Genomic DNA, 11,732 nt, shown 5'->3' on the forward strand with positions numbered 1-11,732 from the left:
AGTGCCATTCACTTAGTTTCTTGTGTCGTTTGGCTTAATTGATGACACGCCCTAGGACGTGTTCTTAATTCAACCGATAGTCATCTACATATATTAAAAATGACTAAATCTTGCCAAACCGCGTCAAGTAGCCAACTAACGGACGGCATGTCCTAGTTAGCATGATATTGCAATACTGCGTCCTTACCCAGTAATCGCGTGACTAAGGCGCCCAGTTTATCATTATATTTAGTAGCATAAAAAACCAATGGTAGCCTAAGATTCGTATCTAGGTCTTTGGCATCTCCTAAAGCATTTGATTCGCTCTTAGTCAACGCTGACAATTGGTTGGTAACCAGTAACTGCTTAACTCGCTCAGCAATTGCCTGTCCAGAGTCCACTACCTGCATTGATAGCTGCTGCGCTGCAATCTCATTCAATAAAAATGCTTTAAAAAATGGATAATGGGTACAGCCTAGCACCAACTGATCAATCCCTTCGTTGGCAAATAATTTTAGCTGCTGGCGCAAACTGAACGCCGTCTCATCCTGCTCTGGCATACCGGCCTCTACCCAAGGCACTAATCGTGGATCAAAATACTTAGTAACCACTGTATTATTAGGTCTAGCAAAATTGTTAATGACATCATTGAGCAACGTGCCATTCAAAGTCGCCTTGGTCGCCAATACTGCGACACGGCTGCTTTTGCTAGCAGCTACCGCTGGTTTTAAGGCAGGTACTAGACCGACAATAGGTAGCTGAGGATAATGACGCCTTGCAGTTTCCAGTGCATAGGCTGAAGCACTATTACAAGCAATCACGATAAGCTTGCAGCCCTGTTGATACAACCACTCTAATGCAGTCAGGGTTAACGCTTCAATATCTGCACTATCACGATTGCCATAAGGTACATTTAGCGTATCAGCATAATAAACATAACGCTCATTAGGGAGCTGCTGCGCGAGATGCAGATAAATAGACAACCCACCGACTCCAGAGTCGAACAATCCTATTGGCGAGCTACGAGCTTTACTATTCATAGTTTTACCAATACTAGCTTTGTTTATAGCAGCGTTACCCACTTCCCCAAAATCGTTACCAATGAAGGTATCTGAGCGCATCTTGAACGCATTCGTGACATTACTTGCCGTAATATCCATCGTTACTGTACTGCCATTTTTATATACATATCATCATCTTTGTACTGTTTCTTCAGTCAAATACTGAGTTAAATATTATATAGTTATTAAATTGCTATCAAGTTGCTATCTATTTATTTAACACAACCTATTTATTTAATACAACTTTATAGAGCATTTCTTCATTTTAAAAAGTGCTGATAAAACCCAGGGCATACTCTAGCTACTAAAGACCTCACTATAAATGAGTGTCGTTAATTGATAGGCATCGATAGCTGATAAGACTTGCCACCACTTTTTAAGATCAATATTGTCTCACTATTTTGCTCTATTAATTCGCCAATCTCTGCAAGATGATAAAACGTATTACGACCAATCAGCGCCGTCAAACCATTTCTAACGAGCATATAGGGACGCACTTGCGGTTCGATGACTGCTTCCTGATGACTGTCCACATCTGTATCAGTTATTGCATAGTCAATCATACTACTATCTTTAGGATTATACGCCTTTAATATGATTGGATGCTCATCATCTAAACGCACCACATCACCTGTCGTTGTGAGAAACTCCAACCAACTATAACCGCCCTCATTGACAATGCCAACATCGTTGATGAGTAGTGGTGCATCTTCAACTTGAATACGGATTTTCTGTACAGGCGTCTTCAGAAAGTACTCTGTCCTACCATTGTTTTCCTCTTTCCACAGAATAGTGGCAAACAAGCTGACCAATGACTCTCTAGTCATTTTTCCACCTTCATGCCACCACTCACCATTTGCTTTTATGATAAGGTCCATATCTGCCACATGGTCAGGATGCCAACTTTCCAGTGGCGGTATTGTGCGTCCCTGACGAACTCCAGCGCTAGACTTTAAATACTGGCTAAGGGTATCAATGTCACTTAGGTTGGATGACACGTCATTTGGGGCTTCTGCTTTATTTTCATGATTGCTAATGGCCTTTTTATTATCATAATTCATTATATAATCCTTTACCTAACATTCAAAGTTTGGCAAAACTGTTATTACTATAAATTTTTGTTTCAGGTATGATGAAACCTTGTCGTTATAACTTCCTTATTAGTTCAGTATCACCTTAACACCTATACTCATAAATGCGTATCGTGTTTATGGGACTTTTCTTTTATAATAAGTAACGATTTTTTATTTTTATCGGAACGTTCAAATAGCTGTTGTGTTAATAACAAATTTTACGTTATGTGTTGATATCTTTGAATAAATCGGACTCAACAATAACGTAATTAATTGATGCCGCAAAGACAGTTTTATCAGGCAGCCATATATCTGAGCAAAGTTAGCCCTGCAACTCTATTATTCAGTTGTTAAGCTAATAATGCCCTGAGATAAGCCACTAAAAGTTTAGGAGTAGGTATGCAAGAGCCAAACAATCAAAATCCAGTTATTGATGGTGAAACTGTTAATACTGATAAAACAGTAGCGACAGAAACGGCAAATCTAGACAAAGCAGAGCCGGAAGTTGCGACAGAAGAAGTGTTAGCTGAAGAGTTTGCTGTAGAAAACAAGCCTACCGAAGCTGTCACTATCGACAAAGCACCAGAGCCAGTAATAGAACCTGTGGTAGCCGAGCCTGAGATTGAACGTGAATCAATGGAGTTTGATGTCATTATCGTCGGTGGTGGACCTGCTGGTCTATCTACTGCCATCCGTCTACGCCAACTGGCTATTGCAGCGGGTAATGATGAATTTATGGTTTGTGTCGTCGAAAAGGGCTCTGAGTTCGGTGCTCATACTTTATCTGGTGCAGTAATAGAAACACGTGCTTTAGATGAGCTAATACCAGACTGGAAAGAAAAAGGCGCACCGCTTAACGTGCCAGCGACCGAAGATCGCTTCTATTACCTAAACTCAGCCACACGCTCTACTAAAGTACCTGATTCTCTAATTCCAGGGCCGATGCACAATGACGGCAACTATATCGTGTCACTAGGCAATGTGGTTCGCTGGTTAGCCGCCCAAGCTGAAGAGCTAGAAGTCATGATGTTCCCAGGCTTCCCTGCAGACGATATCTTATATAATGATGATGGCTCAGTACGAGGCGTATTGACGGGTGATATGGGTGTGGCTGCCAATGGTGAAGCCAAGCCAAGCTTTGAGCCTGGTTATGAACTTCTTGCTAAATATACTGTCTTTGCCGAAGGCTGCCGTGGTCATCTAGGTAAACGCTTGATCAGCCGTTTTGATCTTGATAAAGACTCAGACCCTCAACATTATGGTATTGGCTTAAAAGAGCTGTGGGATGTAGCACCTGAAAAGCACGAGCAAGGTGTGGTCATGCACGGTCTTGGTTGGCCATTAACAGAAACGGGTTCTACTGGTGGTTGGTGGTTGTACTTTGATGAAAACAACCAAGTCAGCTTTGGTCTCGTTGCTGATTTATCTTACCACAACCCATACATGTCACCATTCGATGAGATGCAACGCTTAAAAACGCATCCAGTCATCAAAAGTGTATTAGAAGGCGGTAAACGCATCTCTTACGGCGCGCGCGCTTTGACCAAAGGTGGTCTCAACTCATTACCGAAATTCACCTTCCCAGGTGGTGTATTGGTTGGTGACGATGCTGGATTCTTGAACCCTGCAAAAATCAAAGGCACCCATACTTCAATGAAGTCCGGTATGCTCGCAGCCGAAGCGATTTTTGAAGCATTACAAGCTGATCGTCAGCATGATGAGGTTGTTGCTTATACCACTATGTATAAAGAATCGTGGTTATATGAAGATAACTATGAATCACGTAACTTCTCGCCTGCGATTCATCGCATGGGTCTGTTTATGGGTGGTGCGTTTACCTTCATCGAGCACAACTTATTTAAGGGTAAAATGCCGTTTACCCTACATGATAACATCCCAGATTATGACCAACTAGAGCGAGCCAACCATGCTTATCAGCCGACTTACTTAAAGCCTGATGGCAAACTGGTATTTGATAAACTGTCATCAGTATTTATTTCTAATACCAATCATGCTGAAGACCAACCAACGCATCTAAAACTGACGGATCCAACCGTACCAGTATCCATTAATTTACCGCTATATGCTGAACCGGCACGTTTATATTGCCCAGCAGGTGTTTACGAAGTGGTCAAAGATGCAGAAGGTGCGAAGTTTGTCATCAATGCGCAAAACTGTGTACATTGTAAAACTTGTGATATTAAAGACCCATCACAAAATATTACGTGGGTAACGCCAGAAGGCGGCGGTGGTCCTAACTATCCAAACATGTAACCTATGATTGGAGTATTTATTGCACCCATAACATAATAGTAGCTGAATAAAAAACCGCCCTTTTAATATTTAAAAGGGCGGTTTTTTATTCAGCTTTCATTTAATCATCAAAATTAATCTGTCCATGCATCACGATGAGCTTCATCTTTAAGCTTCACAAAATCATCGGGATTAAATTTGATTTGATCACCAGTTTTACCTGCTTTCACTTGACGCTCATAGTCACGCAGTATTCTAAGTGCCACTGGAGATAGCAGTAAGATTGCCATCAAGTTAACCAAAGCCATCAGTCCCATCGACAAGTCAGCAAAGTTCCAAATAGCGGGCAGACTGGCAATAGCACCAATAAACACCATACCTAATACCATGAAGCGGAAAACCATAATCATCACTTTGGCATTTTTGGCACCAGAAATAAACTCTAAATTTGACTCACCATAACTATAATTAGCAATGATAGAAGTGAATGAGAAAAAGAAAATAGCAATCGCCACAAACACCACACCTAAATCACCAACATACTGCGACAATGCTAGCTGAGTCAGCTGAATACCTTCTTGTTCAACACTGGGGTCAACCACACCTGACAGTATAATAATTGATGCCGTTGCTGTACAAATGACTAGCGTATCCATAAAAACACCTAGCATTTGCATAAACCCTTGTACCGCTGGATGGTCAGGGTGACTCTTTGCGGTAGCTGCAGCGTTGGGTGCTGAACCCATACCTGCTTCGTTAGAAAACAAGCCACGCTTGATACCATTAATCATGGCCTGAGCGATACCGTAACCTATTACCCCGCCCGCTGCTTGTTCAAAACCAAATGCTGATTTTACAATCAACACAATAGCCGCTGGAAATTGACTGAAATTAGTGACAATAATGAATAACGCTAACAAAATATACAAAATAGCCATAACAGGGACGATTTTCCCAGCAATACGAGCAACTGAGCGTAAACCACCAAATACTACTGGCGCAACTAATACTACCAGCACTAAGCCTGTCGCCCATGTTGGAATGCCAAACGCTTCATTGGTCGCCTGTGCAATGGTATTTGACTGTACACCATTAAATGCCAGACCAAAAGCCACCAGCAAACATAACGAAAAGAAGATTGCTAACCAGCGCTTACCCAAACCTTTTTCAATATAGTAAGCAGGTCCACCACGATAAACATTGTCATGGTGCGGTACTTTGTACGCTTGTGCTAACGTGGATTCAATAAAACTGGTCGACATACCAACGATCGCCGTCATCCACATCCAAAACACAGCACCTGGGCCACCGAGATAAATCGCAATTGCAACCCCTGCCAAATTACCTGTGCCGACGCGAGCTGCCAGTGAGGTCATCAGTGCCTCAAATGAGCTAATACCACCATTTTTGCGTCCTTGATTAGAGACACGCAATAGTTTCCACATATGACCAAAATGGCGAAACTGTATAAAACGTGTAACGACGGTAAAATAAAGACCTGCGCCAATCAGTACGAACATCAATAATCCATACCAAGGGTTATTAGCAATCAACCAATCATTGTTGCCCCAAATAATGCTGACACCATAGTTTACAATGCTATTAAACCAACCTGCTATTCCGTCGTTCATACGGGCTCCTTATTAACAATTAACACTTTATAGACTGTACTGAAAATTTGTATTGATATTATATTTGGCCAACTCGAACCTTAGGCCACTTAAACCATCATGCACAAAAAATTTGATATCAAAATATCACGTGCATGATATAGACATTGAAGCACTAACAATTATTAAATTTAGTTATCCATCTAAAAAGAACATTTATTAAATAAATGTTCTTTACACTTGATATACTATAGAATGTATTGAGTAACAATTTAGCAGCACTTATTAGACTATTGTTGTATAGTTCTCAGTATCATCACGTGATGCACTAGTACTGGATATTGTATAAACAACTAAACGTATGCTTGATTTTTGCCTTTACTTTTATTTAGTATATGCAAAAGACCTTTTTAATATTTATGTTAAGCTAGTAGTTGCTTAATAGCGTGGCATTTTAAATGCATTAAGAATGTTAAGACACTTGTCAGGAAGACAAGATTGTAAAACAGACAATGGATCGTCTTACCCCTCTCTCTTCCTCGATAAGTCCAGTTCTTTATACATTATACTTTTTATTAATATGTTCTATGCCATACCTAACTATTCACTTTCAATAAAGAAATAGGTTGTTGCACGTTATATTTCTACTGTTATACACAGTACGTAGCTATTTTTTATGTTGTTAGTGTCTTTTTGATACGACTTAGTCCCTATGGATTGCAGTCTATCAATAAAATTTTGCTATATATGATGGTTATGATAGATACAGTATCGTGGTAATCGATACAGGTTAAACCAATATGTTTTAGCAAAATTAGACCGACAATAACATTTTAGGTAAGACAAAAGGAGTTGTCCTATGGAAAACCACAACGATCCATCTGGATATTGGCGTGCCAATGTTCGTCTCATTTTAGGTAGTCTAGTCGTTTGGGCATTATGTTCTTACGGCTTTGCGATTCTTTTACGTCCTCTCTTAGCTGGCATCAAAATCGGTGGTACCGATTTAGGCTTTTGGTTCGCTCAACAGGGTTCCATTGGTATTTTTATTGTCTTAATTTTTTTCTACGCTTGGCGTATGAATAAGTTGGACAAACAATACGGCGTAGACGAGGAATAGATCATGAGTCAGTATCTAATTAATATTATTTTTGTGGGTCTATCCTTCGCTCTTTACTTCGGTATTGCGATTTGGGCTCGTGCAGGAACAACAAGTGAATTTTATGTTGCAGGAGGCGGTGTTCATCCTGTAGTCAACGGTATGGCAACAGCAGCTGACTGGATGAGTGCTGCATCCTTTATTTCTATGGCCGGTCTACTTGCTGCTGGTGGCTATGGTGCATCGACTTATTTAATGGGTTGGACAGGTGGTTATGTTTTACTAGCCATGCTACTAGCACCATACTTACGCAAATTTGGTAAATTTACAGTTCCTGACTTTATTGGTGATCGTTTTTATTCCAAGACCGCTGCTATGATTGCTGTGGTCTGTTTGATCATTGCCTCAACCACTTATGTGATTGGTCAGATGACAGGGGCAGGTGTTGCATTTTCACGCTTCTTAGAAGTTGAAAATGATACTGGTCTTATTATTGCAGCGATTGTTGTGTTTTTCTATGCAGTACTTGGTGGCATGAAAGGGATTACTTACACGCAGGTTGCGCAGTATGTGGTTCTTATGATTGCTTATACCATTCCAGCCGTCTTTATTTCACTTGAATTAACAGGCAACCCAATTCCAGGTTTAGGCTTGTTCTCAAACCATGTAGAAGCAGGCGTTCCTATCTTAACCAAACTTGACCAAGTTGTCACTGACTTAGGTTTTACCGCTTATACTGCTGACGTTCCTAATAAACTCAACATGGTGTTATTTACGTTATCACTCATGATTGGTACAGCAGGTTTACCACACGTTATTATCCGTTTCTTCACAGTGCCTAAAGTGGCTGATGCCCGTTGGACAGCTGGTTGGACGCTAGTATTTATTTCATTGCTATATTTCACTGCACCTGCAGTAGGTGCCATGGCACGTTTGAACCTAATTGACACTATCTATCCACAAGGTGTTGAAGAGCCTGCTATCAACTATGACCAACGTCCAGACTGGATGAAAACATGGGAAGATACAGGTCTTATTAAGTATAACGACCTAAATAACGATGGTCGTATCCAAATGTATAATGACAGTGGTCTTGGCGCAGCTGAGATTGCACTAGCAAATGCACAAACTGAAGGTGGTGATGTAAGCGCTGCAACTGCCGCTGTGGAAACAGCCCGTGCCGCCCATAATTTAGAAGTTGATGGTCGTTTTGCTGACGCAGGTTGGGCTGGTAACGAGTTAGATGTCAACGCTGATATTCTCGTATTGGCGAATCCAGAAATTGCTCAGCTTCCACCTTGGGTTATTGGTCTTATCGCCGCTGGTGGTTTGGCAGCAGCATTATCTACAGCAGCTGGTTTGTTACTCGCTATTTCTTCAGCCATCAGTCATGATTTGATTAAACGAAATCTTAATCCAAACATTACTGACAAAGGAGAGCTAAAGGTCGCACGTATCACAATGGGGGTAGCTATTGTAGTTGCTACATACCTAGGCATGAATCCACCAGGATTTGCCGCACAGGTAGTTGCATTGGCATTTGGTATCGCTGGCGCCTCACTCTTCCCTGCATTAATGATGGGTATTTTCTCTAAACGTATCAACAATCTCGGTGCTATTGCTGGTATGTTGACTGGTCTCATCAGTATCTTGCTTTATATCTTTGTATTCAAAGGCTGGTTCTTTATTAGCGGCACAGCAAACCTACCTGATACCGCAGAGTACTGGTTATTTGGTATCTCACCATTATCATTTGGTGCAGTTGGTGCATTACTTAACTTTATTGTTGCATTCATAGTTTCTTATGCAACGAAAGCGCCACCATTACATATCCAGGAACTGGTTGAGAGTGTTCGTTCGCCACGCGGTGCTGGTGGTGCAGTCGACCACTGATCTTACGAATCATGATATATCTTCTGTTACTATATATCACTCACAGGCAGTAGCTGCTTGTGGGTGATTTTTTTGCCTGACATGTATTATCATTCTTATATTTTTAATTTACTCAATAGTTTAAATTAGACATACCTAACGCATTAAGGAATATTTTATGCTTTTCGAGTTTATCGCTACCATAGCTGCCGCATTTGGTATGGCTGGACTAGCACTAATCATAACTCATCTCAGTAAACTGGCAGGCAAACGTACACCGAAATGGCTTGTACCCCTATTTGCTGCTATTGGTATATTTGCGTTTCAAATACATCAAGAATACAACTGGTATAGTCAGCAAGTGGATAAGTTACCAGAGGGAGTAGAAGTGGTCAAAACAGCAGAAAGTACCGAATGGTTTCGTCCATGGTCTTATGCCAAACCACAGATACTACGCTTTATAGCAGCTGATACTGGTAATGCCAGTGTGCAAATAGATAACTCCAACATATACTTGGTTAACTTGTATTTGTTTGAAAGACGTAGAAGTGTACAAAAGATTGAGCAAGTGATCGATTGTAGCCGTCCTGCACGCGCAGACTATGTATTACCAGAAAAAGATAGCACGCTTACGATTGATGAACATGTTGAACAAACAACTGCATGGCACGATTTGGCAACAGATGATCCGCTATTTATTAAAATTTGCACCAATAAAAGTTAATTATTTTACACATATCGATCTCCTAGATAACGAAGCCACATACTGAAAGAGGATAATTTTTTAAGTTAATCAATCTAAAAAATTACCCTTTTTTTGCATCAGCTTTACTTTTATTAGCTATCGTGGTGTGGGACCGTTTTATAAGTGTGTTTAGAATTAGCACCCAACAACAATCCTGCACATAAGCCACCAAAATGGGCAGCAAATGAGATACCTTGTTGCGGCATTAATCCTTGCTTGATAGTCAACCAGTAGCCAGTGCCCATAACGATACAAGCTACTAGATAACCCCAACGTCGCGCAAATACAGCACCGCCTATCATGTAGCCAAGCATGGCAAAACATAACCCTGATGCACCAATATGAATAGAAGATGGCGAGCCGATTATCCAAGTAACTAGCCCGGATGCAATAATCAACTTAAGTATGGTTCGATACGCATTTTTTTCAAACAGTCCAAACAAAAATAAAATTTGTAATAACGTAAAAGTATTGCCAAGTAAATGGGAAAAGTTACCATGCATCGTCCATGAAGCAAATATTCCAATCAAACTACCTACATCTAGAGCACGAGGTACAATACCAAAAATATTCCACATCCCAAATAAAGCTGTTTCATTGAGAAAAAACATACCCCACATTGGTATCAATACAAAAGCATATAAACCAATAACTTGCTTTATTCGTACTACAATCAAAGTAAGTAATTGCTTCCAATTCATATGATATTACCCTTTCACTTAATCGCTTTAGATATATCCTAGTGACTCACAGAAAATAACGACCTATCTATCGGCTCAAACGACAATGACGTAGCATTTTTATCCACAGCCACATAATTGCTCCCATGTAGCAATGAGTTTGAATGGTAAGGCACCAACGCAGTAGGAATAAAATTACGCGCCGCATCAATATGTTTGATTGAATCATCAAAGAATATATGTGGAGCAAATGTTCTTAGTACAGCAGTTTTCTCCAACCCACCTAAGAAAAAGGCCATATCAACATTCACGCCCCACTCACGTAGCGTTTTAATAGCGCGCAAATCAGCAGGTGCATTACGAGCAGTTACTAGCGCTATTTTTATCGGAGAGTATTTAAGAGATGCCGGCAGACGCTCTTGTAGATTTGAGAGCTTAATCAATAGTTCAGCATAAGGCCCTTTCTCAATGGGTAAATCACGCATTTGTGCTTCACGAGCATGAAAAGCACGTAAGCCTTTTTGCTTATAAAGCAATTCTCCTGAATCATCAAAAAGCACTGCATCACCATCAAAAGCAATACGCAACTGCTGAGTATCTAGCTCATAAGTATTAACAGGTGTCGCATCAAGTATTGCACAAGCACAAATATTGGCATCAGCAACTTGCTGTGCATCATCACGATTAGTAGTAAGAAACAGATCAACATTAAAATCTTTAATATAAGGAGCCACGGGGCTACCTGAAATAAATGCCGATCGTGAAATATTAAGGCCTTTTTCAAGAATTGCATTAAGTACCTGAATACCTGTATCAGGACTACTCTTTGAGATAATAACAACCTCAACTAATGGTGCATCAACTTCTATATCTTTATCTAAACAGTCATTGCAATATTTATTGAGGTTCAATAACGCTTGAATCAAAGGGTAGCCTGCACCTATATTTAAAGGCTCATTCTCACGTTCGATCATATAGTCACGAAATTCTTTTATCACATCATCAGGACGTTGCTGCAAAAGTTGAAGTAAATGATTTTCAGATTCTGATAAATCAAATAGTGCAGTTGCAGAAATTGCAACTATCAACGTGTTACTAAAATCAACTGCCATAAATCTCTCAACTGATAAAATCATAGAGTGGATAAAAGAATGGACTACGAGCCAAAGTAGTCATAGCCATTAAAATTATTCTCTAAAGTTAAGGTGCAAACGTTATTGTCGTTTTATGCATCATCTGAAAGCATTTTAACGATTAACAGCGCTTATTGTGAATGTTCAACACGCTCTAGATTATAAAAAATAAGGTGGTGTTCTAAAAAGTATGCTGGCATCAGACATAGCCATAATTGACATAGAAG

9 protein-coding genes are annotated in these 11,732 nt (G+C 40.2%); 4 read left to right on the top strand and 5 right to left on the bottom strand.

Annotation, left to right across the window (positions count from 1 at the left end):
• Nucleotides 1-152: 152 nt before the first annotated feature.
• Together murI and EI164_RS11120 are read right to left on the bottom strand one after the other, a co-directional pair.
• The gene (murI, locus tag EI164_RS11115; RefSeq protein WP_225739243.1) at nucleotides 153-1,019 is read right to left on the bottom strand and encodes a glutamate racemase; all 867 of its coding nucleotides are present in this window, start codon (nucleotides 1,017-1,019) and stop codon (nucleotides 153-155) included.
• Nucleotides 1,020-1,372: 353 nt separating this feature from the next.
• Nucleotides 1,373-2,101 (bottom strand): DUF1285 domain-containing protein, encoded by a 729-nt coding sequence (locus EI164_RS11120; RefSeq protein ID WP_192520029.1) that lies wholly within the window; start codon nucleotides 2,099-2,101, stop codon nucleotides 1,373-1,375.
• Nucleotides 2,102-2,749: 648 nt separating this feature from the next.
• Here EI164_RS11120 and EI164_RS11125 point away from each other — a divergent pair.
• Nucleotides 2,750-4,387, top strand: a complete 1,638-nt coding sequence (locus EI164_RS11125) for an electron transfer flavoprotein-ubiquinone oxidoreductase (RefSeq protein ID WP_192520036.1) — start codon at nucleotides 2,750-2,752, stop codon at nucleotides 4,385-4,387.
• Nucleotides 4,388-4,500: 113 nt separating this feature from the next.
• On the opposite strand, the gene EI164_RS11130 is transcribed toward EI164_RS11125, so the two are convergent.
• On the bottom strand, nucleotides 4,501-5,997 hold the full coding sequence (locus EI164_RS11130) for an alanine/glycine:cation symporter family protein (protein ID WP_192520030.1): 1,497 nt from the start codon (nucleotides 5,995-5,997) through the stop codon (nucleotides 4,501-4,503).
• Nucleotides 5,998-6,835: 838 nt separating this feature from the next.
• Between EI164_RS11130 and EI164_RS11135 the strand changes: the two genes are divergently transcribed.
• The 3 genes from EI164_RS11135 (at nucleotide 6,836) to EI164_RS11145 (ending at nucleotide 9,671) form a co-directional block, all read left to right on the top strand.
• Nucleotides 6,836-7,096 (top strand): DUF4212 domain-containing protein, encoded by a 261-nt coding sequence (locus EI164_RS11135; RefSeq protein WP_192520031.1) that lies wholly within the window; start codon nucleotides 6,836-6,838, stop codon nucleotides 7,094-7,096.
• Between the two features lie 3 nt (nucleotides 7,097-7,099).
• On the top strand, nucleotides 7,100-8,968 hold the full coding sequence (locus tag EI164_RS11140) for a sodium:solute symporter family protein (protein WP_192520032.1): 1,869 nt from the start codon (nucleotides 7,100-7,102) through the stop codon (nucleotides 8,966-8,968).
• A gap of 157 nt (nucleotides 8,969-9,125) precedes the next feature.
• Nucleotides 9,126-9,671 (top strand): hypothetical protein, encoded by a 546-nt coding sequence (locus tag EI164_RS11145; RefSeq protein ID WP_192520033.1) that lies wholly within the window; start codon nucleotides 9,126-9,128, stop codon nucleotides 9,669-9,671.
• 113 nt (nucleotides 9,672-9,784) lie between these two features.
• Here the strand turns inward: EI164_RS11145 and EI164_RS11150 are convergent, their stop codons facing one another.
• Nucleotides 9,785-10,393, bottom strand: a complete 609-nt coding sequence (locus EI164_RS11150) for a rhomboid family intramembrane serine protease (RefSeq protein ID WP_192520034.1) — start codon at nucleotides 10,391-10,393, stop codon at nucleotides 9,785-9,787.
• Between the two features lie 38 nt (nucleotides 10,394-10,431).
• Entirely contained in the window at nucleotides 10,432-11,484 is a 1,053-nt protein-coding gene (locus EI164_RS11155) for a 5'-nucleotidase (protein WP_192520035.1), read from the bottom strand.
• Nucleotides 11,485-11,732 lie beyond the last annotated feature (248 nt).

The organism is Psychrobacter sp. FME13, from assembly GCF_014861395.1.
In the GTDB taxonomy this organism is placed as follows: Bacteria; Pseudomonadota; Gammaproteobacteria; order Pseudomonadales; family Moraxellaceae; genus Psychrobacter.